Consider the following 25,218-nt stretch of genomic DNA (forward strand, 5'->3'; position numbering starts at 1 on the left):
GCGGTGACGGGAAGCGGGCCCCAGGAGGCGTGTCCTCCCGGGGCCCGCTTCACGCGTCCAGGTGACTGCACGACAAGAGCGTTGCTGCTGTCGGGGATGACCACGGAGCGGCCGGTGCCCCGCCACCCTCGCGGAAGTGGTCACCGGCCTTTGTGGAGCGGCTACCTGAGTCCGAAGGCCCTGTTGACCGTCTGACTGATGCCGCCACCGTTGTGCTGCCCGGCGGTGACCCGGACGGACACGTAACCCGCCCCTGCCGGAGCGTGGAGCTTCGCTCGCCAGGTGCCCTTGTCCTTCTTCAGGTCCTGCGGCCGCCAGGTCGCCCCGTCGTCGTAGGACACGTCGAGCGCGACCGAGGAGACGGCGTCCCTCGCGGCGTCACTGCCGAGCACGACCGGCTTGACGGAGAAGGTCGATGTGCGTGCCGCACGGCCGTCGGGGTCCAGTTCCGTACCGTAGTCGAGCTGGACCAGTGGGACCGCCTGGGCGTCGGCGGTGCCGGATTCGAAACGCCACTCGGTGTGCGTGGTGGAGGAGTAGGGCGTGAACCCCGGGTCTCCCTTCGTGTCGACCACGAGGCGGTAGGGCAGCTTCTGCGGTGCGAGGTCGGTGACCCCGAAGTCCGGCCTCGGCCCGCTCCGCATCAGCACGCGGTCGCCCTGGTGGAGCGCGAAACTCCTCGACATCGGGATGCTGTCGCCGCTGTGGGCGGACCCGCCGTCACCGAAGCCCGACACCATGCCGCCCATCGCGTCGCCGTACCTGCGCGGGAGCTCGAAGCCGACCATGCGAGGCCGGATGACGGGACCGAACCAGTGTTCGCTCTGCGTGCTGCGCGGCCGGTAGCTCACGATGTCGGTGAAGGTGGACCAGCCGTCGACGGAGGCGTACTGCTGCCACTGGGCGCCGTTCCCGGCGGAGACCCAGTCGGTGCGGTGCCCCGGGGCGACCGGCTCCCTCGGGAACGGCGGCACGCGCACCATGCCGTACCCGGCGTAGGGGTAGGCGGCCGGCCAGTACTCGTAGGGCGGGCTGTCCTCCCTGCTCTCCGTGACCTGCAGACCCGCGGGGGGCGCGAAGTCGTTGTCGATACGGGCGAGACTGCCGGGGTCGGTCGCCGCCGAAGGATCGTCGGGCACCGCCCCGTGGTGGTAGTCGGCCAGGTCGTACAGGTACTCAGGCGAGGGATGTGCCTCGACGGTGAGCCTGGTCCCGCGCGGTCCCGCGGATCGGATGCGCTTGATCAGGTCCTCGCCTTCGTCCGTGGTGAGCGAGGCGACAGGGATCTGTCCGCCGGCCACGCCGTCCGGGCCGCCGTACCAGTCGCTCGATCGTCCGTCACCGTCGCTGACGACCAGGACCATCGCCGCACCGGCGTCGTGCGCCGCGGCCGCCTGGTCGACCGGGGCCACGGTGGAGCCGCCACGGACCACCACGGCCCTGCCGCGGGCGGACAGCCCCGCGTAGTCGGAGGGCCTGCCGGCACCCGCGAAGACGGCATCGACCTGCGATGTCCCAGCACGGAACCGGGCGGATCCAGGCTGGACCAGCAGCGTGTCGTCGAGGCTGCGACCGCCGTAGGTGATCTTCAGCGGCGTCTGCTTGGCGCGGATCCGGGTGGTGAAGACGAAGCTGCCCCGCTTTACCTTGGTCCCGGTCGGAAGAGCCCACAGGCTGTCGTAGGCGGGGGACGGCAGGAGGATCTGGTGCAGCGCCTGGTTGTCGTCCGGGGTGGGGACGGCCGAGGCGAACGAGCGGTAGATGTCGAGCCTGCCGGCGGTCACCGCGGTGGGTTGGGGTGTCGCCACCTTCACCTGGCGGACGCGCGTGGCGTCCAGTTCCACCGTCCGGTCCGCGTGCAGGTCGACCTCCGGCGCGGTCAGTACCGCGAATCCGAGGGAGTGCGGCCCATGGTTCCCCCGCACGTCCATGACGGAGACGATGGTGTAGGAGCCCGGAGCCCAGCGGCTGTCGAGCGTACCGTTCTCGGCCCACATGACGGTCGTCCTCCCGTCCGCACCGGTGATTTCCACCTCGCCGCTGACGGGCGCACCGGAGCGGTCCTTCAGGTGGACGGTCAGGCCGTACTTCTCGGATTCGACGGACAGACCCACGGCCGTGTGCACGGTGCCGGCCGAGGAGCGGGCCGTGACCTGCGCCGCGTACTGGCCGGGGGCCAGTCCGTGCGGGTCCGCGACCATACCGACCGCCGCCGTTCCACGCGCTGGTACCGTCAGACGTTCGGCGGCCGGCGTGAACACCCCTGCGGGCGAGTCACCGCCGTCCACCGAGAGACGCAACGTGAGGGGCCGATCGGTGGTGTTGGTGTAGGTGATCTTCCGCTCGACCGGCTTCGGCTGTTTGCCGGGTGCCCATCGGGCAAGCCCGGCGTCCACCGATCCGCTGGCGATGAGGCTGTCCCCGACATAGGCGGCGGCGACGTCGAGACGACCGGTGCCTGCCTGGTACGGGGAGTAGGCAGGGGTCGGGACGCTGGTGCTCATCAGGGCGTCCTTGATACGCCGACCGGTCCACTCGGGGTGCTTCTGCGCGAGCAGTGCCGCGGCCCCGGCAACATGGGGAGCGGCCATGGAAGTGCCGCTCTCCGGCCGGTAGTAGCCTTCACCCCCGCCGTTCATGTGCTGCGAGCGCGCCGCCAGCACGTCCACTCCGGGGGCCGTCAGATCAGGCTTCAGGGCGTCGTCCGTGAGGCGCGGTCCGGTGCTGGAGAATTCGGCGAGCCGGTCCGACGAGTCGACCGCGCCGACGGTGAGCGCCGCGTCCGCGGTCCCGGGTGCGCCCAGACTGTGAGGGGAGTTCCCCGAGTTGCCCGCGGCGATGACGAAGAGGGCGCCCGTTTCGGCGCTCAGGCGGTTGACCGCCTGGCTCAGCGGATCATCCTGGGTGTGCCAGGCCGGGACTCCCAGGCTCATGTTGACGACCTTGGCGTGGGCCGTTCGCGCCGCCCACTCCATTCCGGCGATGATCCCCGAGATGGGCCCCGATCCCGTGTCGTCGAGCACCTTGCCCACGAGCAGGTCGGCGCCGGGGGCCACGCCGCGCTCCTTGCCGTGGGAGGCGGCGCCTGTTCCCGCAACGGTGGAGGAGGTGTGAGTGCCGTGGCCGTTCCGGTCGGTGACGTCCGCGCCCTCGACGAAGCTGCGGGATTCCACGATGCGATCGGCGATGTCGGGGTGGGTGGTGTCCGCCCCGGAGTCCAGCACCGCGACCCGGACCCCCGCACCCGTGCCCCCGGCCTTCCACGCCTGCGGAGCACCGATCTGCGCCGTGGTGTCGGCCAGGGTGGCCGTCGCCTTGCCGTCCAGCCACACCTGGTCGACGCCTGAGGCGAAGGCCGGGGTGACGGAGTTCGCCGGGGCTGAACCCGTCGGCGCTGCCGACCGGTTGGAGGTCCGCGCTCCACCGGCGGTGAGAGCCGACCAGAGGTCGGCGGCCTTCGAGCGCTGCGCGTCGACGGCTGTGCCGTTGACGGACGGCAGGGCCAGGGTGGTCCTCGCTCCCGGCAGTGCGGCCCCGGAGCGCAGTACGTGGTCGGAGGTGTCCCCGCGCCGGGCGGCGACGGTCTCGGTGTGGGTGATGATCAGCGGGAGCGCGCCGCCGGCACGGGCGTCGTCGTAACCCTGCGCCAAGAGCTGTGTGATGTTGAAGAGTTGCTTGTCCAGCTTGCCCGCTGCGATGTAGGGCATGGCGCTGTCCGGATACACATAGGTGTCGTCGCCCTGAACCGTGACACGTACCGCCCCCTTGGCGCCCGGTGCCCGCTCGACGCCGTTCACCGACACGGCTTGGCCACGATTCTGAGAGACCGTCACCTTGTCACCCGTGATCAGCGTCAACGTCGCGGTAGTGGTTGCCGCACGGCGTTCACCACCGGGTGTGCCGACAGAGGTCCCCGGGTTCGGCGGCGTGGCGCCGCGGGCTGCCACCGGGGCGAACGTCGCGGCAACGAGTGATACGGCCACCAGGAGTGCGGATTTTCGGGCATTGGGACGCAAGGTTTCCTCCCGAGCTGATGATCGACCGAATCTGACCACCACCGAAGAGAAAATGTAAGTACTTGATCTACCGAATATCTCGCTGTAATCTCCGAGTCACTTGACCCCTGTGCACACCAACTCCTTTGCTCAGAAACCTCATTGCCGCCGCTTGCACCGCAGACGCGCCCCCGTGACCCTTGCGGCCCGACGCACGAAGCAGCGAGTCCCATGAGCTTGCCCCGCCTGGTCTCCAGCCGCCCGGCCCCCTGCCCTCCCGGTCTCCTGCACTCCTGCTCCGATCGGCAGCGAATGCTCGTCCCAGCACTCACCGTTGCGCGGGACCCCGACAAGACCGTCGGCCTCCCAGGTGTGTGCGACCGCCCGGAACCGCACCGTGGTCACGCGGGGCCGTGTTCGCGGTGCTCCACGAAGAGACACCTACTCACGTGCCCCACCCACCACTCTTGTCATGTATTTCGCGGGAATCGGCCCGTTGACCGACGCATTCGCCTCGTCCTACGTTGACGCGCGCACAGGCAGGACCACGGCCCGTGCTGCGCACATCCAAGACGCGGGCAACCCACGGCGTTCCCCGCGACGGACCGGGTGAGGACGACTTGCGAAGACGACAGAGAGCACCACTGCCGACCCTCGTGGCAGCCGCCACACTCCTGAGCCTGAGCGTCGGTCTGCCCGCCGCGACCTCCTCGGCAGCGGACGAACCCCCAGGTACCGCACGGGTGTTACCTCAGCCGCCGACGGAGCGGGAGATCACACTGATCACCGGCGACCGGGTCAGACTGACCTCCGGAGGGACGTACGCCGGGCTGATCCCCGCCAAGGGCCGGGAGAAGATCCCCGCCCAGATACAGAACATGAAGGGGCACACCTACGTGCTCCCCACCGACATCGCCGGCCTGGTCGCCTCCGATCGGCTGGACCTGAGGCTCTTCGACGTGACGGAACTGAGCCGTCCCGCCTACCGGAGCGTGGCCGGCGACGGACTGCCGCTCATCGTCACCTACAACGGGGCGCGTCCGGCGGCCCGGGCCCGGATGGCCGGCGAGTCCGGCTCGACGGTGCGGGCCACACTCGACAGTGTCAACGGCGATGCGCTGACCGTGGGGAAGGAGGGCGCGGCCGGCATCTGGCGTTCCCTCACTGCCGAGAACGGCACCCGGCGCCAACTGGTGCCCGGTGTGAAAAAGGTCAGTCTCGACGGCCTGGTGCGCCCCTCCCTGGACATCAGCGTCCCGCAGATCGGCGCACCGGTCGCCTGGCAGGCGGGCTACGACGGCAAGGGCGTCAAGATCGCGGTGCTGGACACCGGCATCGACACCGGACACCCCGACGTGGGCGCCAAGGTGACGCAGGTCCGTGACTTCACCGGCTCTCCCGACGCGCTCGACCACTACGGGCACGGAACGCACGTCGCGTCGATCGTCGCGGGCTCCGGCGTCCAGTCGCAGGGGAAGTACCGCGGGGTGGCGCCCGGAGCAGAACTCATCAGCGGCAAGGTGCTCGACGACAAGGGCTCCGGTGCGGAGTCCGAGATCATCGTCGGCATGGAGTGGGCCGTCGAGCAGGGTGCCACGGTCGTCAACATGTCGCTGAGCGGCGATGACACCCCGGGGGTCGACCCCCTGGAAGAAGCTGTGAACCGCCTGTCCGACGACGCGCTCTTCGTCATCGCAGCGGGCAACGCGGGACCGGACGCGTCCTCCGTCGGCTCACCCGGTTCGGCGGATGACGCCCTCACCGTGGGCGCGGTGGACAGGACGGAAGCGCTGGCCGACTTCTCCTCGCGGGGGCCAGGCGGCGACACCGATATGCTCAAGCCCGACCTGACCGCCCCCGGTGTCGACATCACGGCGGCGAGTTCGGCAGGCAGCCTGCTCGACACGCGCCCCGGGGCCGTCCATCCCGCTCCGGGCTACCTCCAGATCTCCGGCACCTCCATGGCGACCCCGCACGTGGCGGGGGCCGCGGCCGTACTGGCGCAGCGGCACCCGGAGTGGACAAGCCGGCAGGTCAAGGCCGCGCTGGTCGGCTCGGTCTCGCCGGGCCCCTACCGGGTCGTGGAGGGTGGCGGCGGCCGGGTGGACGTGGCCGCCGCGATCCGGCAGACCGTGCTGACCGAACCCGTCTCGCTGAACTTCGGGACCCAGGCCTGGCCGCACGAGGCCGGTGAAGCACCGATCACCAGGACCGTCACGTACCGGAACACCGGCGACGAGGACGCGACGCTCGACCTCGCGGTCTCCGGCACCGGCCCGGGCAATACGCCCGCCCCGGCCGGCTTCTTCACCCTCGGCGTCCCGCGGCTCACCGTCCCCGCCGGTGGCACCGCCTCCACCGAGGTCACCGCCCACACCTCAGCGGGCGGATCTGCGTACGGCATCTACGATCTGGCGGTCACCGCCACCGGTGCCGGAGCCCCGGTCCGCACCGTGGGTGCGGTGACGTACGAGTCCCCGATGTTCGACCTCACCCTGAAGGCCGTCGGCCGCGACGGCCGGAGCCCGGGGTTGTACGAGTGGTCCACCTGGGTGAGCGACGCCGAGACCGGGATGCTCGTCAAGATCGTCAGCGGCGACGACGGCAACGGCAGCGTGAGACTTCCGCAAGGGGACTACTCCATCACCGGCAGCCTGCCGGTTGAGCGTTGGCGCGGACAGGACTGGTTCAGCGCACCGAAACTGCGCCTGCGGGCGGACACCACGCTCACCTTCGACGCACGTGAGGCCAAGCCGATCGACGTCGCACTGCCGGACTCCCCCACGGCCACCCTCACCACGGGTGCGATCGCGGTGACCACCACGACGAAGGGCACGGAGCGGTCGCTCTTCCTGACCCTGGGCAACCTGGAACTGGGCAACCGCACGCAGCAGGTCGGTCCGCCCGTGCCGCGGAATGAGCTGACGTCGTACCTGAACGAGCAGTGGAACGCGCCGGGAGCGGAGTACCAGATCGCGCACACCAGAAAGGGGTCCTTCTACACCGGCCACACCCAGCGGGTGAAGCGCTCCGATCTGGCCGAACTGATCGTCAGGCACGGCTCGTCGATCGAGGGCGCCATGCTGCGCAACGAGACGTTCCCGGCCAAGGGCGCCACGACCGGCTTCACCTACGTGTCGCCCGCGCGGGGTGAGACCAGGGCGTACCTCCAGGGCGGTTACAGCTGGCGGCGGACCTCCCAGTACGCCAGCGGCGGCTGGATCCAGAACACCCTGACCACACCGTTCCGCACGTACACGGCAGGCCGGACCTATCACCAGGACGTCAACATCGGGGTGTTCGGCCCGACGGCCGCGAGGGGCGCCGGCCTCGTCCGTGACGGCGATGTCCTGACGGGCAGGATCAGTCCCTTCTCCGACGGTGCGGGCAACACCGGCAGCGGCAGGTACGTCCCCGAGACCGCGTCCACGACGCTCTACCGCGACGGGAAGAAGTACGCCGTGGCCGAGGACGTCCTGGACTCCGTCAGCTTCACCCTCCCGCCCGGCAAGGCGGACTACCGGCTGGTCACCACCGTCGGCCGGAGCGAGGAGCTGGGCGGCGAGAGGGTGAGCTCCCGGATCAGCGCCGAGTACACCTTCACCTCGTCCCGCACCGACCGCGCCGTCACCCTCCCGGCGCGCGCGGTCCGCTACTCCCCGGCGCTCGCCGCCGATTCGACCGCCCCCGGCGAAGCCAACATGGCGGTTCCGGTCAGGGTCGAGGGTGTTCCGGCGGGCGCCGGGCCCGTCTCCCTCCGCGTGTCCGTCTCGTACGACGGCGGCGTCACCTGGGCCGGCAGCACGGTACGGAAGGGCAGGATCACCGTGCACAACCCGCCGGCGGGGGGCTCTGTCTCCTTCAGGGCGGAGGTCGGGGACCGGAAGGGCACCACGACCCAGACGATCATCGACGCCTACCGCACCAGCTAGGACACCTGCGGCGGGCCGGGCTGCGCGTGGGCCGGCCCGCCGCACCGGCACGCACGAACCGCGTGGCGCCGCCCGCCCGACGGGACCGCGGCGGTTCACCAGCCCGCAAGCCGTCGGTCGGCGGTGCCGGGCTCCGCTCCACGGGACCGGTGTCAGCAGGTGTGTTCGGTACGGCGACCGGCCGTTCCGTACGGCGCTCGGACGATGCGCGGAACGGTCTCGTCGGTTTCTGTGCTGTCTCTGTCGGATGCTGTGGTCGACGAGAGGCAACAGGAATGGGTGAAGAAATCCTGGAGAGCGGTGTTCAGCGCAGCGCGCTCATCTCCTGCCACCGGTCCCAGGGCACGTTCCAGTCCCCGAAGCCGTTCCCCGGCGCGACCGTGCCTTTGGTGTCCCGGCCCTTGATCTCGAACGGGTCGCCGGGGCGTACCTGTTCGTAGAACCAAGCGGCGTCGGCCTTGCTCATGCCGATGCAGCCGGAGCTCATGTTGGCCCTGCCGAACCACCGGTCGTTCCAGGGCGCGGCGTGGGCGTACATGCCGGACCAGGTGAGCCGCATCGAATGGTCCACCATCTTGTCGTAGGCGTCGCCGAGGCCGACCGTCTCCGAGTTCATGTTGATCGTGCCCTCCTTGGCCATGAGCACCGCCGTGCCCCGCCAGGAACGCTTGTCGCCGCCGGGGGTCCCGCCCGAGACGGGAAGGGTGCGCACCGTCCTGCCGTCCCTCTTGAACGTCAGCAGCTTGCGGTCGAGGTCGACCACGGCCGTCCGGCTCGCCCCGACGGTGAACGTGGTCGTGTAGTCGCGGACGAACCACCCGCCGTCACCGGAGTGCGTGCCGTTCAGCTCGGCGTGGAGCGTGACCCTCGTGCCGGGCTTCCAGTACTCCTTCGGCCGCCAGTCGACCCGGTCCCGGCCGGACCAGTCCTTCAGCCAGGCCCAGGAGCCCTCGGTGCGGTCGGTGGTGGTGATCTTCAGCTGTCTCTCGACCTCGGCTCTGTCGGTGACCGGGTGGTCGAAGACGAGGGATACGGGTTGTGCGACACCGACGGACGTGTCCGTGCCCGGCCGCCAGTCCACCTTGTTGACCTTGTCCGCCCCGGCGGTGGTGAATGCGGAAGTAGCCGTGCTCTTCCGGCCGCCCTCGGCGACGGTGGTGGCGGTCACCGTGTACGAGGTGCCCGGTGCCGACTTCCGCCGGGACACCCAGCTCGTCCCGTCCGGCGAGAGCGAGCCGGTCAGCGTTCCGCCGTCGCTGTCGGCGACGGTGACCGAGGTGAGCGCGCCCCCCGTCGCCGTCACCTTCACCGGGCCGCCGGCGCGGACTCCTCGGCCCCCGGGCACGACGGTCACCGTCGCCTCCCGTCCCCCATTCGCCTCCACGCCGTGCCGGCCGCCGCCCGCGGGCGTGGCGTCGGACCGGGGTCCCGGCGAACAGGCGCTGAGCGGTGCCACGAGCACCGCAACTGCCGCGATACACACGCGTATATGGCTCAACGGAGCCTCCGTCCATGGTCGATCGGTGGGGATGACAGCGACTGTAGGACGGAGAAGACGCAGGTGAAGGGTGATGCAGCCGTGTGACGGCGACCGTGGGGAAACCGTCGTCGTCCGGTCACATACAGCGCGCGGAGCGGTCACGGAGCGCTGTGAGCATCGACGGTATTCCGCCCGAAGGGAGGCTCACCGTGTCAGCAATGCTCGTGACGGCCGGCCGCGGCCACGAGATGCCGCTGGGGCTCGTCACCCCTGCCGTGTACCGCGCGTTCCTGGGTTCAGGGGAGGGCGAGGCGCTGGGTCCCGGGTTCCTGCAGTGCCCGTCCTGGGCGCAGGTCAAGGACGGCTGGCGCGCGCAACTGGTCGGCTGGGGGCCGGAGCAGGAGACCGGCAGGCTGTCCGGTGCGGCGCTCGTCCTGCTGCGTCAGCTTCCCGGCACCCGGAAGTACTTCGCGTACCTGCCGGAGGGCCCGGTCGCCGACTGGGCGGATCCGGACATCGACGGCTGGCTCGGTCCGCTGCTGCGGCATCTGCGCGCGACGGGCGCCTTCGCCGTACGGATCGGGCCCTCGCCGGTGTACCGGCGCTGGAGCGCGCCACGGGTCAAGTCCGGGACGGGGCCCGGCCGGCGCCTCTCCGACGTGCTCGCGAGCGAGGTCGATCCGCTGGGCGCGGCGGTCGCCGAGCGTCTGCGTGCCAGGGGGTGGCAGAGGTGCGGCGGCGAGGAGGACGGGGACGCTCAGCCGCGTCATGTCTTCCGGGTGCCGCTGGCGGGCCGCGGGCCGGACGACCTGTGGGCCGGGCTGAACCAGGAGTGGCGACGCAACGTCCGCCGAGCCGAGAGGTCCGGGGTCGAGGTCGTGGTCGGCGGTGCGGCGGACCTGCCCGAGTTCTACCGTCTGCTGCGGATCACGGAGGAGCGCGACGGTTTCCGGCTCGGCAGGTCGCTGGAGTACTACGAGCGCCAGTACGCGGCGCTCAACTCGGAGGAGCCCGGCCGGATGAGGCTGTACCTCGCGCGGCACGCCGGTGAGATCCTCGCCGCGCACACGATGGTCCATGTGGGCCGCCGGGTCTGGTACCAGACGGGTGCGTCCGCCGGCCACCGCCGTGAGGTCCGTCCCTCCAACCTGCTGCAGTGGCGCATGCTGCTCGATGCCCGTGCCCTGGGCGCCCACGTCTACGACATGCGCGGGGTACCCTCGACCCTCGATCCGGACGACCGTTCCCACGGATTGCTGCGCTGGAAGCTCGGCACGGGCGGGGAGGTCGTCGAGACGCTGGGCGAGTGGGAGAGACCTCTGGACGGCACGGCCAACCACGCGCTGTACCGGGCGTTCCAGGCGTACTTGGCGCGCCGATGAGTACGCCGGCCTCCACGGCGCCCGCACCCGACGGCACGGTGGCGCCCCGGAACCCGTCGATACTGCGCAGCGGCGCGATCATGGCTGCGGGGTCGGTCGTTTCGCGGGCCACCGGGTTCGCGCGGTCCGCGGTGATCGCCGCCGCCATCGGAATCGGGCTGACCGCCGACGGATACGCGGTCGGCAACTCGGTTCCGACCATCGTCTACATGCTGCTCCTGGGGGGTGCGCTCAACGCCGTCTTCGTGCCCGAACTGGTCAAGGCCGCCAAGCGGCACGAGGACGGCGGGGCGGCCTACACCGACCGTCTGCTCACCGTCTGCGTGCTCGCCCTGCTGGTGGTCACCGGGACGGCGGTGTGGGCAGCGCCGGCGATCGTCGGCGCGTACACCGACTACACGGGTGCGCAGGCCGCCGTGACGGTCGCCTTCGCGCGCTACTGCCTGCCGCAGATCTTCTTCCTCGGGCTGTTCACCCTGCTCGGCCAAGTGCTCAACGCACGCGGCCGGTTCGGCGCGATGATGTGGACGCCCGTCCTGAACAACGTCGTCGTGATAGCCGTCTTCGGCCTGTACCTCGCCACCGGCGACGGCGGTTCGCTCACCGGGGCCGAGACCGCGATGCTCGGCTGGGGCACGACCGCCGGCATCGCCGTCCAGGCCCTGGCGCTGGTGCCGTCACTGCGCGCGGCACGCTTCGGCTTCCGTCCCCGCTTCGACTGGCGTGGCAGCGGGCTCGGCCGCCCGCTGCGGTCGGCCGGCTGGCTCGTGCTGCTGGTACTCACCAACCAGGCGGCCTACTGGGTCACGACCCGGCTGGCCACGGCCGCGGGCGTGCGCGCGCACGCGGCCGGCGTCGACGGGGGTGCCGGTTTCAGCGCGTACAACAACGCCTATCTGCTGTGGGCCGTACCGCACGGCATCATCACGGTGTCGCTGGTCACCGCGCTGATGCCCAGGATGAGCGCGGCGGCCGCCGACGGGGACACGGCGGGGGTGCGGCGCGACCTCGCGTACTCGCTGCGCACGAGCGCGGCGGCCGTCGTCCCCGCCGCCTGCGCCCTGTTCGCCCTGGCGCAGCCCTTGACGGCGCTCGTCTTCCAGTACGGCGAGGCCGGGGCGGGTGACATCGAGGTCATGGCGGGCACGCTGATGGCGTTCGCCCCGGGGCTGATCGCCTTCTCGGGTCAGTACGTCCTCAGCCGTACCTTCTACGCCCTGTCCGACACCCGCACCCCCTTCCTGCTCAACCTGGTGATCGCCGGCCTGAACGCGGGCCTGTCCGTGACCGTGTACGTGCTTCTCCCCGCGCGCTGGGCGGTGACCGGTATCGCCGGGGCGTATTCGCTGGCGCTGTTCGCGGGCTGGGCCGTCACCGCCTTCGTGCTGAACCGCAGGCTCGGAGCGCAGGACACACGGGCGGCCGGCCTGTGGCGCTCCGCCACCCTTGCCGCGCAGGCACGGCTGTTGCTGGCCGCCGTCCCCGCGACCCTGCTCGGACACGTCACCGCGCGCTGGGCGGCGCCCGGTGGAACGGCCGCGTCCGCCGGAGCGGGGGCCGTCGTCATCGGCGCCGTCTTCCTCCTGCTCGCAGGCCCCCAGCGGCTGACCGGGATCTCCGCGGTCGTCGCGGGCGCGGCCGCCCGCTTCCGCCGGAGGCCATGACCGGCCGCACCGCCGTCCGTCGCGGTTCGCCGTCCGTCGCGGTTCGCCGTCCGTCGCGGTTCGCCGTCCGTGAGCGGATCCACTCCGCCTCCGGACCCCCTCCGCCTCCGGCCCCCAGGGATACTGTGTCCATGTCACGCGTGCTCCTCATCGAAGACGATCCCTCCGTGCGCGAAGGCGTCGAGCTCGGACTGCGCCGCCGGGGCCACGAGGTGCGGACAGCCGCCACCGGTGAGGCCGGGCTCACCGCTCTCGGCGAGTTCCGGCCGGATCTGCTCCTGCTCGATCTGATGCTCCCCGGCATGAACGGCGTGCAGGTCTGCCGCCGGGTGCGGGAGGAGAGCCAGCTCCCGATCATCATGCTCACCGCTCGTGGCGACGACTTCGACGTGGTCGTCGGCCTCGAGGCCGGTGCCGACGACTACATCGTCAAACCCGCGCGGACCGAGGTCATCGAGGCCCGCATCCGTGCCGTGCTGCGCCGGATCGAGGCCCCCGGCGGCGGCCGGCCCGCGGTGGAGTTCCACGGTGATCTCGTCGTCGACCGGGCCGGGCTCACCGTGGTCAAGAAGGGGGACCGCGTCGCGCTCGCCCCCTCCGAGATGAAACTGCTCCTCCATCTGTCCGCCGCTCCCGAACAGGTGTTCAGCCGCCAGCAGTTGCTCGAGCACGTGTGGGAGCACAGCTACCACGGCGACGCGCGGCTCGTGGACGCCTGCGTACGGCGGCTGCGCAACAAGATCGAGGACACACCCGGGACTCCGCGCTACATACAGACCCTGCGGGGCTTCGGCTACCGCTTCGGACCGCTGTGAGCGCCCTCCGCGCACGCTCCCGGCGCGGCCCCTCCCCCGCTCCCCCCGCCGGCCGGCGACGCGGGGCGGCTCCGTTCGGACTGCGTTCCCGACTCGTCCTGGCGTTCCTGCTGGTCGCCGCGGTCAGTGCCGGGACGACTGCCGCCCTCACCTACCGCGAGGCGCGCAACGCCGTGCTCGCCGGGGCTCAGGACACCGCGATGACGTCCTTCCGCGAGCAGGCCGAGACCCTCGCCCCCGCACTGCCGGTGGACCCGGAGATGCTCCGGGAGTCGCTCTTCGTCATCGCGGGCAAGGCAAAGCCACACCCCTGGATCGTGTTCGCCGAATACGGTTCGCTGCGGGTCTCCTCCGGCACGAGACCCACCTCCTCGGTGGTCACACCCGAGCTGCGTCGCATCACTCTGTCCTCACCGCACGGCGGCTTCCAGCGGGTCGTCAGCAACGGCGTCCCCTACCTCACCATCGGCGTCGCCGTCGTCACCAGAACCGGCGTCAGTGACGGCAGCCTGCCCACCGGGCTCCTCCTGTTCGCGGTGATGCGGATGACGGACGAACAGGACGACGTCGACGCCTTGCTCACCGCCGCGCGGAACGGCGCGCTGCCCGGCCTCGCCATCGCCCTCGTGCCCGCGCTGGTCGCGGCGCGCAGTGTGCTGCGGCCGGTGCGCGCGCTGAACAGGGCGGCCCGTTCCATGGGCAGCGGCCACCTGGACACGCGTATCGAGGTCCGGGGCAGCGACGAACTCGCGGACCTCGCCGACACGTTCAACGAGTCCGCCGCTCTGCTGGAGCGGTCCGTCGACGCGCTGCAACAGGCCGAGGCACGGGCGCGCCGGTTCGCCTCCGACGTCTCGCACGAACTGCGCACCCCCCTCGCGGGAATGCTGGCCGTCACCGAGGTCCTGGACGAGGACGCCGACCATCTGGACTCCGACACCGCGCGGGCGGTCCGGCTGATCAGCGCGGAGACGGGGAAGCTCGCCGTACTCGTCGAGGACCTGATCGAGATCTCCCGGTTCGACGCCCGTGCCGCCGAGCTGAACACGGACGAGGTCGATGCCGCGGAGGCCGTGCGCAAGACCCTCCACCACCGGCACTGGGACGATCGCGTGCGCACCGAGCTGCCCGACGGCATCCGGATCCGTCTCGACCCGCGCCGGTACGACGTCGTGGTGGCCAACCTGGTCGGCAACGCGCTGCGGCACGGGAGCGATCCCGTCACGGTGCGGCTGACCACGGATGTGGCCGCCGACGGCGCGGCCGTGCTGATCACGGAAGTCACCGACAGCGGTCCGGGCATCCGGACCGAGGTCCTGCCGCACATCTTCGACCGCTTCTACAAGGCCGACGCGGCCCGTAGCCGCTCGGCCGGCAGTGGTCTCGGACTCGCGATCACGCGGGAGAACATACGGCTGCACGGCGGCAGCGTGCGTGCCGCGAACCGGCCGGAGGGCGGCGCGGTCTTCACGGTCGAGCTGCCGCTGCGCGCCCACCACACGGAAGAGGCGGCCGAATGAGACAGCTGCTCCGGATCGCGGCGGCGGCGACGGCTCTGGCGGCCCTCACCGCGTGCGGCATCCAGGAAACGGATGTCATAGGGGCGAACGGCCCGGCCACCATCGACGTACTGCCGGCGCGGCAGGTCCGCATGATGCTCTTCTTCCTCTCCCCCGACGGCGCGCTGATGCCGGTGCCACGGGTGGTGGGCGGCGGCGACGCGACGGGGTTCGGCGAGGACTACGGTGGCGAGGAGGAGAGCGGGGAGGGCTCGGCGGACGCCGGACGGCCGCCGACCGTGAAGGTCGTCGCCGCCTTGGCGGCGGGCCCTCAGGAAGCGGAGCGCAGGGCCGGCTTGCGCAATGATCCCGCCCTGGCCGCCCTGCATACCGCTGTCCGCGTCTCACGCTCCGGTGACGGCGTCGACGTCGCCGCGGCGGCCCCGCTGAGCGGTCTGTCCGAGGCGGCCCGACGCCAGCTCGTCTGCACCATCGCGTTCGCCGAGAGCACCGACGGCACTGTCATGGTGACGCTCCGCGGGAGCGATGGCGCCCGGGCGCCGGAGCGGTGCGATGCGTGGGCGGTTCCGACGCCGTCCGGGCCTTCGGAGAAGCGGGCCGCGAGCACCGTCGCGGGGGATCCTGGCTGACGCGAACACGGCCCACGCCCGACACCAGGTGCTGGTGTCCACTGCCACCCCGGCCCCCTCTCCGACGGCGCCCTCGAACAGCTCACCCGCGCGGACGACACGCCCCTCGCCACTGTGAAGGAGGGGCTACGGATTGCCGGAGCGGGCTGTGGGCAAACCCCTCCACACGCACCCACGGCATGACCCCTGCTCCAGCCGTCACAGGGTAGCGAGCACCGCGAACGGGTCGGCCGCGCCACCGTTGTCGACGGCGGCAATCCTGCGGCGCAGCGTGAACGTGGCGCCGGGCTCGATCGTGATCCTGCGCTGGCTCATCACCCAGATACCCGTGGCGTAGGCGGTGAAGCCCGGCTCGTCGTAGAGCAGGCCGTACGTCTGGGCGTCCGAACCCGTCATGCCGATCCACGGCTGGGTCGGGGTGAAGTCCGCGGGGGCCGAGGCCGTGATGGTCCCGTGCCCGGACACGCCGCTGCGCTGCCCGGCCCCGTCGTGGTCGAGGACGTCGCCCACCCAGAAGCTGCGCGGCACCGTGCCGCTGTTGGTGAAGGTGGTGCCGGCCGCGACCCACGGTTCGTCCTGGCGGATGGTGAAGGTGGTGGACACGAGGATGTCCGGCACCTGGGTGCTGACGCCGGTGAAGCGGGCGGATGCCTCGGCACCGTCCGCAGAAAGCACCTCGAACGCCGTGGAGCGTACGGTCAGCTGCTGCCAGGCGTTGGTTCCGCGCGGCTGGGCGGCCGAAGCGTAGGGCAGGTTCATCCAGTCCAGTTGGTCCAGGTGCCCGACGGCCGCGAGGTCCAGCGGCTTGCCGAGCGTCACGCCGGACAGCTGGGGGTCCTCCGAACCCGCCGAGACCGCCATGGCCATCATGCTGTTGGACAGGACGAGGTCACCGGCCGTCGCCTGGGACTGCGGGCCCGGCACCGAGCGGCCGGCAGCCGCGCGTACCGCCGCCTGGCGCAGCGCGATGTCGACCCGGGTCTGCCTGTCGGCGCGCACGCTCACCGCGACGGTCTCCGGCTCGTAGCCGACGCCGTTGACGGTGACCGTGTAGTCGCCGGGTGGCGCGAAGGCCAGGAACTCACCGTCAGGGTCGGTGATGCTGGTGCCGAGGGCCGTTCCGTCCGGCGTCCTGACCGCGACCTGGACATTCGGTGCGCTCCGGCCCGTGGCCTTGCTGGTCACCCGGCCGACGAGTCCGTCCCCCGCGTCGATGCGCCGGGCCCCGGGCTTGCCGTCCTTCACCTTGAACGCGGCGATGGTGTAGGCGGGCGAGGCCCCGTCACCCGCGGCGAGGACGATGCGCAGATCGGAACGCCAGCGTTCGGGCGTCACGTCACAGATCAGGTAGCCGCGATACGTGCCGTTGTAGAACCGTACGTGCGGGTTGGCGGGCAGGCCGGCTCGGACGTCGGCGTCCCAGCCGGCACCCGAGGAGATCGAGGTGCCGACGAACTCGGTGGCGAGGGTCTCGGACGTGGGCACGTCGAAGTCGGCCTTGAGGTCGTTGACCCAGTGGGTGTGCCAGTCACCGCCGAGCACGACGGGGTTGGACGGCCGCTCCTCGGCGATGAAGTCGAGGATGCGGTCGCGGGCGCCCGCATACCCGTCCCACTGGTCCAGGTTGACGATCGTCTCGGGTCCCAGGTCGTAGTCGAACTGCGCCATGATGGTCTGCTGGGCGATGACGTTCCAACGGGCCTTCGAGGTGGCCAGGTTGTTCAGGAGCCAGTTCTCCTGCCCGGGTCCGGTCATCGTGCGTGCCGGGTCCCAGACGTCCGGAGTCCGGGGCTTGCGCCCGTCCCCGTTGGCCTGGTCGGTGCGGTACTGACGGGTGTCGAGCACACTGAACTCGGCGAGCCGGCCGAACTGGACCTTGCGGTACATCAGCGCGTCGGGGCCCTTCGGCTTCTGCGCGGGCCGCATCGGCAGGTGCTCGTAGTAGGCCTGGTAGCCGTTGGCCCGCCGCTCCAGGAACGGGCGGCCGTCACCGGCAGCGCCCTGCACGTCGCCGGCGTAGTTGTTCTGTACCTCGTGGTCGTCCCAGGTGAGGATGAAGGGGAATCGGGCGTGCGCGACACGCAGGTCCGGCGAGGTCTTGTAGAGCGCGTGCAGCCGGCGGAACTCGGCCAGGCTGCCGCCGGACGTCTCGTATATGTAGTCACCGAGGTGGAGTACGAAGTCGAGGTCCTGCTCTGCCATGTCGCGGTAGGCGGCGTAGCGGCCCCCCGTCCACGACTGGCAGGAGGCGACGGCGAACCGCATGTGGTCCGCCTTCCTTCCCTGCGCCGGCAGGGTGCGGGTGCGTCCGGTGCGGCTGACCGTCCCGCCGGACCGGAACCGGTACCAGTACCAGCGGTCCGGTGCGAGACCGTCGACCACCACGTGCACGGTGTGGGCGGCTTCCGGCAGCGCGGAGACGGCCCCGCTCCGGATCACCTTCCTGAACCCCTCGTCGCGCGCCACTTCCCACCGCACGTCGACGGGTTCCGCCGGCATGCCACCGGTCTCCGCGTCCAGCGGGTCCGGCACCAGGCGGGTCCACAGCACGACACTCTCATGGTCGGGGTCACCCGAGGCGACACCGAGGGTGAAGGGCGCGACGTCGAGTTCAGCGGCCTGGGCGGCGAGTGCCTCGCTGAGCTGAGTGGTGGTCAGGGCGACGACGGTGCCGCCGGCCAGGGCGAGGAACTGGCGCCTGTCGAGTGTTCTCAAGGGGTTGGTCATGGTGCGTGAGACTGCAACACGAAGATCACCGACCGGTTGGCCGCGAGGCGAACGGCGTATGTCCGGATCCGGTCGATCTTGATTCGGCGGCACCATCCGCAGCCGTCGCCGGCCGCGGCCACATCTGCCCCCGCAACGCTTCGCGCGTGGCGCCGCGTCCCCCGACGTCACACGGGTGATCATGTCCGGACACAGCCCTCTCCCCGCACCGAGGCGATGCGATGCCCCACCGCGCCGATCCCGCCCGCCGAAAGGGCGTCCTGCCGACGATGGCCTTGCCTCACCGGCCCACGGAGTCGTCACTGTTCAGCGGCATCTACGGCCTCGTCCTGGCAAGCGCGCTGGTGGCCGCCCTGGACGGGACGGGCGAGGATGCCGATCCTGGACCGGACGCCCTGTGGGTACTGCTCACCGCGCTGGCGGCGGGCGCCGCCCATGGGTACGCGCACGTCATCGCCCTGCGCGCGTCGGCCGACGGGGCGACCACCGTCAGCAGGCTGCGACTGGTGCTCGCCGAGTGGCCGCTGGTCGCCGCCGTCCTGCCGACGGTGGCGATGCTGCTCGCCGCCATGGCCGGGTGGTGGTCGGAGGCCGCGGCTGCCGACACGGCCCTGCTGCTCAACACGGTCGCTCTGTTCGGCTGGGGAACCTGGGCCGCCCGCACCGCCGGGTACGGGTGGCTGTCCTCGTGCCGGGCAGGGTTCATGGACATGTTGATCGGTCTGGCGGTCATCATCGCGGACACTCTGATCGAGTAGACCGTCGGCTGTCATCGCCATGGGCGCGGCATGCGGGACAGCCGCAACCGGACGCCCCCGCCGGATCTCCCGCGCGCATCCTGAGGTAGCCCCTCCGCTCGCGGGATCCCTCGTGAGCACGGCTACGCAAGAGCGGTCCGCGGGCGTCGACGACCGCGGCAGGCGTTTCAGGACGAGCCGGCGTGGCGCCGCCGTGCGGTGGAGCGCGCCGACCGCGAGCCGGCGCGGGTTGAGACAACACCGCTGCGTGCGTGGGCCGATGGAAGTACTGGCACAGGTGGACGACCCGCGAAGCGCGGACGTCCGGGACGTGCTCCCAGGTACCTGATCATCTATGACGTGCTCCCCAGGTACCTGATCATCTATTAGGCTGACGCCACAAAGGCAGACATGTCCCTCGGAGGCGGAGAGGTCGCGCACGTGCCATGACCGGACGCACCGACACGACGTCGCCAACTGCTGTCATACCCGCCCCCGGCAACCCGGAGCCTGAACGGTGTCTCACGCACTGACACCCCGCGACAAGAGGAACCTGCCCGCGCTCAGCGCTCCTCCGCTCATCCGCCTCGACGCCTACGTCGCCGAGGACGGATCGACAGTGGTCAACGGCCATCTGCTCGAAATGGGGGGGACGCGGCCGGCGAACGAGGCGATCCTGGATGCCGTTGCCATGTTCGCCCGCACACTCGGTGCTCCGGTGGCGGCGACCGTCATCGACCGGAGCGTGCGGCAGGTCGCGCGGCTCCGGGTGCATCCCGATGGGTCCAGCCGGACCATCGCCGACGAGGATGACCTGCCGCCGGGGCGTGAGCGGACCATGGCGGAGGAAGAGGCGTTTCCTCCGCTCGCCCGCGTCGAGCGGATCATCGAGCACGCCCGGCGTGAGGAACTCCACGCCGCATTCGTCCTCGCGGGCGCACTGCGGGAGCACCTGACGCTCCGCCGCGGCGCCGAGGACGAGCTGTCGCTGGAGGCCAGGGCGATCGAGGCGTACATCGCCTATCTGCGCGGCGACTACTTGATCTCCACCGTGCTCGCGTTGACGGTCGCGCGCATCCGCTGCGGCAGGGATCCGCATCGCGCTGCACCCGAGGTGGCTCGCGCCACTGCCGCGTGGCAACGCCTCCAGGACGAAGGCCAGGTGGCGACCAGAGGAAAAGAACTGCTCCATATGTGGGAGCGGTTGGCCGCAGAGGGGCTTGTGCACGAGGAGTCCCATCACGCCATGGCTCGAGCCGTCCGGAGCCGGCTGGCACGAGGCGTGCGGCATGTCCGAGGACCGGCACCCACTCCCGCGCCGTCATTGCCTGCGGCTCCGAGCGTGGTCGCCCCGGAGGACCAGCCCTTGAAGCCCACCCGGAGAGGACTGCGCCGCTTCACCAGGCGGCCGAACCGAGCCGGCGACTGACCGGCCACCCTGCGAGGGAGGCGTGCGCGTACCTCACGCCCACCCGGGCACGGGCGGGTTTCACGGCCCTCAGGCACGCCCGGACGAAGGCCAGTTGACCGCCCTCAGCGCGCAGCCCCCCGCGCTGCCGTCCACGGCGCAGGCTGCGCAGCGGCCTGCCCCCGGCGGCCCCGCCGCCCGGACGCGCACGGCTCCGTCCGTGCCGTCGCGTCGTGCCTCGGCGCCCAGAACCAGGCGCCCTGTCGCGAAGCCTGGCGGAACCGGACCGACGGGCGCCGCGTGACCGGCGTGGCCCGGATCGGGCCGCCCTCAGTTCAGCTGCTCGGCGAGTCCGACGATGATCCCCTCCGGGCCACGGACGTAGGCGAGCAGGTAGCTGTCCTCGAACCGGGCGATCTTCCCGAGGAGCTCGCCGCCGCGAGGACGCAGCCGGGCAACCGTGTCCTCGATGTCATCGACCGCGAACATGACACGGTGCGTGCCCAGAATGTTGTGGGGCTTGTTGCGCGGTCCGGCGTCGGTCACCGCGGGACTGCGGTACTTCGCCAGCTCGAGCCGACTGTGCCCGTCGGGGGTTCGGAGCATCGCGATGTCGCAGTGGACGCCGCTGAGTCCGGTGCACTGGTCGGCGACCGGGCCCTGAACCTCGGCCCGTCCCTCCAACTCCATTCCCAGCTCCTCGAAGTACGCGACGGCGGCGTCCAGGTCCTCGACGACGATGCCGACGTTGTCCATCCGGTGAATCGCCATGCTGGCCTCTCCTTCTCCTCGCGCGGCCGCCGGTGGCCGCTGACATCCCTGGGACGGAGGCGGCGAGGCGTTCTCGACATCCTCTGACCATCGAACTACGAACTGCCGGCTCTTCCCCCGGCATCGTCGCAGCAGAACGGACCACCGTGCGCAACTGACGCGGGTGATCACGGCGCAGATCGCCGCTACCCGGCCACGGCTGGACACGGCGTGCCCCCACCCACCTCCCGCCCAAGCAGCTCAGCAGTCGCGCGAGCGTTCGACAGCCTCGCCGGCCGGGGCGCCGATCCGCACGAGGTCTTCGGCGTATCGACCCCGGCGGCCAGCAAGCTGCCGCCGCTGCGGAAGGCCGCCACGTGATCGCGTGACCCGGAGCAGGGGGAGTCCCGGCAGGCCCGCCGCAGGCCGGAGCTTCGGGCCACACATCCCTCCACTGTTCGGCTCCATGCATTCGGGCAGGTACGCCCTCGCGCACCATGCACCGAGCAGCCACCCCGCCCTCGGGCGAAGGGTCGTAGCATGCAGCCGCGACGAAGCAGGGTCGGACGGGACGGGGCCGACCGGATTCGAACCGGCGTCCTCCTACATGCCGTGAAGGCGCGACAACCACTGCGCTACGGGCCCCGTCCCTGCCGCGATCCTAGAACGTCCCGCCCCTGGTGCGCACTCACATTCCTGAGTGCACAACGGCCTGCTCGGAGCCGCGCATCGGCCGTACGACCGGGCTCGTCAGGGACGTCCGGAGCCTGCACGCAACGCACTCCCGCAGAGGTTGAGGCCCGCCGCCCGGGCCTCGACCCACGGCCCCGTGCACCGCGTCCCGGGCCTCGACCCACGGCCCCGTGCACCGCGTCCCGGGCCTCGACCGACGGCACCGTCCCCCGCGTCCCGGGCCCGGCGCCTCGTGCCAGGAGTGCCTGCCCTGTCACTCCCTGCTCGGTTCAGTCCGCCTGTGGCTTGTGGCCCGCCCGCAGCATCCGCAGTGCGCGCGACGCGTCGAACGGCATGATGGTCACGGCGACGTGCGGCAACTGGCTCAGGGTCCTTGCCATCTTCTCGCCCGTGCCACGGTGGAGGAGCTTGCCCAGGGCGTTGGCGTACATCCGACGAGGCACCAGCACGGTCAGGGACGTCTCCGCGTCCTCCGTCGTGCGGACGGCCAGTTCCCGCATGGCGTGGCGCAGTCGGCGGTCCGGGCAGGCGACGAGTTCGAGAGCCACGGATGTCGCGGATGTCGACTCCCAGACCTCGCACAGGTGTCGTGCGTAGGCCTCGTCGATGGCGAAGTGCACGGCCCGGACCTTGTCGGGACGCAGTTCATGGGCGTAGCGCAGGGCCTTGAGCGTGGCAAGGTCCAGCGTTTCGACGAGGACGAACACCTGGTGACGGCGTACACGCGGCCGGTCCGCGCCTGCGGGCAGTCGTTCGAGAGCGGCCGCTTCGTGCCGGTACTCACCGTTGATCCGGACGAGCGCCCAGACACCGACCGGGAAGATCACCGCCACCAGCCAGGCGCCTTCGGTGAATTTGGTGACCAGGAAGATCACGACGACGGCCGCGGAGACGACGGCCGCGAGGGCGTTGACCACGATCTTCACGCGCCGCAGCGATTCGCGCCGGCGGAGGTGGTGGACCGTGAGTCCGGCTCCCGCCATGGTGAAGGCGGTGAACACGCCGATCGCGTACAGGGCCACCAGTCTGTCCACGCTGGCGCCCGTGGCGAGGAGCAACGCCAGCGAGACGACCGTGAGCGCGATGATGCCGTTGGAGAACGCGAGCCGGTGGCCTCTGCGGGTCAGCACGCGCGGCAGGAACCGGTCTTCCGCGACGAAGCTGGCCAGGAACGGGAAGCCGGTGAAGGGGGTGTTGGCACCGGTGTAGAGGACCAGCGCCGTCGAGAGCTGGACGAAGACGAGTCCGATCGTGCCGAGCGTCCCCGGGCCGAAGGCGAGCCGGGCCTCCTGCGCGATGACGGTCGGGGTGCCGTCGGTGTACGGGACCGCGTGCGTGTAGTGGGCGAGAGTGGAGACACCGAGGACCAGGACGGCGAGCACGCAGCTCATGGCGATGAGGGTGTGGCGGGCGTTGCGGCCCTGGGGCTCGCGGAGCGCGGAGATCCCGTTCGAGATCGCCTCGAGGCCGGTGAGGGAGGACCCGCCGTTGGCGAAGGACCGCAGGACGATGAAGAGCGAGGCGCCGTAGAGCCACCCCTCCCCCGGCGTCCCCGACGGAACCACTCCGTCGGCCTGGAGGTCGGCACGCGGCAGCCCGCCTGTGAGCCCGCGCACGACCGCGACGACGAGGACGAGGCCGATGGCGGTCATGAAGAGGTATGCGGGCAGCGCGAACATCCGACCCGCCTCGCGCAACCCGCGCAGATTTCCGTAGGCCAGCAGGACGATCACCGCCACGGACACCGGCAGTTGCAGGTGGTCCAGGCCTGTCCAGCCGTTTCCGGCCAGGTGGGCCAACGAGATGAGCGCGTTGGTCCCGGCGGACACCTGGACGGCGACGGTGACGATGTAGTCGACGAGCAGGGCCACGGCGGCGATCTGCGCGACGTTCGGCCCGAAGTTCTCGCGGGCCACCACGTAGGAGCCGCCGGCCCGGGTGTAGATGGTGACGACGTCGCTGTAGCAGAGCGTCAGGAGCAGCAGTACCAGCAGGATGGCGCCGGTCACCGGCATGATCAGTGTGAAGGCGGCGACCCCGATGACGGGTACGAGGACACGGAGGATCTCCTCGGAACCGTAGGCCGACGAGCTGATGCAGTCGGAGGCGAGGACGCCGAGCGCCGTCCGGTTGCCCAGCTTCTCGTCACTGATGTGCTCAGTGGTGAGCGGCCTGCCGAGCAGGTGCCGCTTCACCCGGTACATCGTCCGGTCGACAGTCATGCCCCCCATCAGAGCGGGCTCTCGCTGCACGGCCTCGCCGACACCACCGGCGGAGCACTCTCATGGAGGCGCCCACGGCCTCGTGCGGGAATCCGTGGGCTCGCCGAGTGGGTGGGGTGTCAGTCACGACTGAGTGGTGTTGCACAGCCCGGGCCGAGGGGCCACCGGGCATGCACGAGCCGCACCCCCGGGCCGCCCCGGGCAGCACCGGGACGGCCTGGCTTCCCGAGAACCGCTGTGTCTATGTACCGATATGACGGTCCGTCCAGGTCAGCAGTTCCGGAGCGGTGAGGCTCTCCACCCAGAGATCGGCGAGCTGCCCCTCAGGGCCCGCCGGGCTTTCGCCGAGGCCCAGGACTCGCAGTCCCGCGCGTCGCGCCGAGTCCATTCCGGTGAGCGAGTCCTCGACCGCGAGGGCCTCGTGCGGGGGAACGCCGCACAACTCGGCGGCGATCCGGTACACGTCCGGCTGCGGTTTGGGCCGCGCGTTCTCGCCGGCGACCACCACGTGACCGAAGTACGAGAGCAGCCCGGCGCGGTCGAGACAGGACTCGACCATCGTGCGGGGACAGTTGCTCGCGACGGCGAGGGGAAGGTGCTCGGCGGCGAGCCTGACCAGCGCGGCCGCACCAGGCATCGTCACCGGCTCCTCGTGGACGAGCGCCGTGAAGTTGCCGAGGAGTGCGTCGGTCAGGTCGTCGGCGAGGTCCGGCTTCCCCGTCTCCTCCGCCATGAGGATGCCGCACTCGGCGTAGTGGACGCCCTTCGCGCGTTCGGCGAAACCCGCGGGCGGCTTGAGACCGAACGACCGGAAGGTGATGCTGCGAGCTTCTTGCCAATGGCGTTCGGTGTCCATGAGCGTGCCGTCGCAGTCGAACACGATGGCGGACGGGGACCAGTCGAGGATGTACTGAGCTGTCATGTCTCTGCCGTTCTCAGTGATTACGTCACCAGTTCGGGTCGCGGGCGCGCCTGAGCGCGGGGCGACTCAATGACCGGGCCGCGGATTTCGGGGATGCCGGACGCTCTTCGAGGGCCTCGCCCTGGGGTGCGTCCGCACGACGTCGTCCGTCGACTCCGAAAACATCGTGACCGTTACGTTAATTTCGCGCCGCAGATTCCCGCAATCACCAATTCGAGTGCAACTGGACGATCGGCCCATCGGCCACCCCCGCCGATGCCGCAGATCATGAAAAGGCGTACGGCCCACGGAATCCAGTTCCCCGAAAGCCCCACCTGGCTGCACTTTCCCGCCGCCCGGGCG

The 25,218-nt window shown here is 70.9% G+C and carries 14 protein-coding genes and 1 tRNA gene; 8 read left to right on the top strand and 7 right to left on the bottom strand.

Annotated features, from left to right (window positions below; genetic code table 11):
- Nucleotides 1-161 precede the first annotated feature (161 nt).
- Nucleotides 162-3,833, bottom strand: a complete 3,672-nt coding sequence (locus OHT61_RS00445) for a S8 family serine peptidase (RefSeq protein WP_329033966.1) — start codon at nt 3,831-3,833, stop codon at nt 162-164.
- Nucleotides 3,834-4,651: 818 nt separating this feature from the next.
- Here OHT61_RS00445 and OHT61_RS00450 point away from each other — a divergent pair.
- Nucleotides 4,652-7,927: a S8 family serine peptidase gene (locus OHT61_RS00450; protein WP_329033967.1), complete on the top strand. Its 3,276-nt coding sequence runs from the start codon at nt 4,652-4,654 to the stop codon at nt 7,925-7,927.
- Nucleotides 7,928-8,231: 304 nt separating this feature from the next.
- On the opposite strand, the gene OHT61_RS00455 is transcribed toward OHT61_RS00450, so the two are convergent.
- Complete coding sequence (locus tag OHT61_RS00455; protein ID WP_329033970.1) at nt 8,232-9,425, bottom strand: L,D-transpeptidase; 1,194 nt, start codon at nt 9,423-9,425, stop codon at nt 8,232-8,234.
- Between the two features lie 191 nt (nt 9,426-9,616).
- Between OHT61_RS00455 and OHT61_RS00460 the strand changes: the two genes are divergently transcribed.
- The 5 genes from OHT61_RS00460 (at nt 9,617) to OHT61_RS00480 (ending at nt 15,417) form a co-directional block, all read left to right on the top strand.
- Entirely contained in the window at nt 9,617-10,789 is a 1,173-nt protein-coding gene (locus OHT61_RS00460; RefSeq protein ID WP_443049334.1) for a lipid II:glycine glycyltransferase FemX, read from the top strand.
- Nucleotides 10,786-12,453, top strand: coding sequence for a murein biosynthesis integral membrane protein MurJ (murJ, locus tag OHT61_RS00465; protein ID WP_329033971.1), 1,668 nt, complete (start codon nt 10,786-10,788; stop codon nt 12,451-12,453). Before OHT61_RS00460 ends, murJ begins: the two co-directional genes overlap by 4 nt.
- Before the next feature lie 131 nt (nt 12,454-12,584).
- Complete coding sequence (locus tag OHT61_RS00470) at nt 12,585-13,268, top strand: response regulator transcription factor (RefSeq protein WP_329033973.1); 684 nt, start codon at nt 12,585-12,587, stop codon at nt 13,266-13,268.
- On the top strand, nt 13,265-14,788 hold the full coding sequence (locus OHT61_RS00475) for an ATP-binding protein (protein ID WP_443049335.1): 1,524 nt from the start codon (nt 13,265-13,267) through the stop codon (nt 14,786-14,788). Before OHT61_RS00470 ends, OHT61_RS00475 begins: the two co-directional genes overlap by 4 nt.
- Nucleotides 14,785-15,417: a hypothetical protein gene (locus tag OHT61_RS00480; RefSeq protein WP_329033975.1), complete on the top strand. Its 633-nt coding sequence runs from the start codon at nt 14,785-14,787 to the stop codon at nt 15,415-15,417. The genes OHT61_RS00475 and OHT61_RS00480 overlap by 4 nt, the downstream gene beginning before the upstream one ends.
- 198 nt (nt 15,418-15,615) lie before the next feature.
- Here the strand turns inward: OHT61_RS00480 and OHT61_RS00485 are convergent, their stop codons facing one another.
- The gene (locus tag OHT61_RS00485; RefSeq protein WP_329033977.1) at nt 15,616-18,144 is read right to left on the bottom strand and encodes an alkaline phosphatase D family protein; all 2,529 of its coding nucleotides are present in this window, start codon (nt 18,142-18,144) and stop codon (nt 15,616-15,618) included.
- A gap of 221 nt (nt 18,145-18,365) precedes the next feature.
- Between OHT61_RS00485 and OHT61_RS00490 the strand changes: the two genes are divergently transcribed.
- Entirely contained in the window at nt 18,366-18,902 is a 537-nt protein-coding gene (locus OHT61_RS00490) for a hypothetical protein (RefSeq protein ID WP_443049336.1), read from the top strand.
- Nucleotides 18,903-19,398: 496 nt separating this feature from the next.
- A complete protein-coding gene (locus OHT61_RS00495; RefSeq protein WP_329033980.1) occupies nt 19,399-20,310 on the top strand; it encodes a hypothetical protein in 912 nt (303 codons plus the stop codon).
- Between the two features lie 309 nt (nt 20,311-20,619).
- Here the strand turns inward: OHT61_RS00495 and OHT61_RS00500 are convergent, their stop codons facing one another.
- From OHT61_RS00500 to OHT61_RS00515, 4 genes are all read right to left on the bottom strand, one after another.
- Nucleotides 20,620-21,060 (bottom strand): VOC family protein, encoded by a 441-nt coding sequence (locus tag OHT61_RS00500; protein ID WP_329033982.1) that lies wholly within the window; start codon nt 21,058-21,060, stop codon nt 20,620-20,622.
- Nucleotides 21,061-21,611: 551 nt separating this feature from the next.
- Nucleotides 21,612-21,685 (bottom strand) — tRNA-Ala (locus tag OHT61_RS00505).
- Nucleotides 21,686-22,001: 316 nt separating this feature from the next.
- A complete protein-coding gene (locus OHT61_RS00510) occupies nt 22,002-23,954 on the bottom strand; it encodes an APC family permease (RefSeq protein WP_329033983.1) in 1,953 nt (650 codons plus the stop codon).
- Between the two features lie 241 nt (nt 23,955-24,195).
- Complete coding sequence (locus tag OHT61_RS00515; RefSeq protein ID WP_329033986.1) at nt 24,196-24,876, bottom strand: HAD family hydrolase; 681 nt, start codon at nt 24,874-24,876, stop codon at nt 24,196-24,198.
- Nucleotides 24,877-25,218 lie beyond the last annotated feature (342 nt).

Source organism: Streptomyces sp. NBC_00178, assembly GCF_036206005.1.
Taxonomy (GTDB): domain Bacteria; phylum Actinomycetota; class Actinomycetes; order Streptomycetales; family Streptomycetaceae; genus Streptomyces.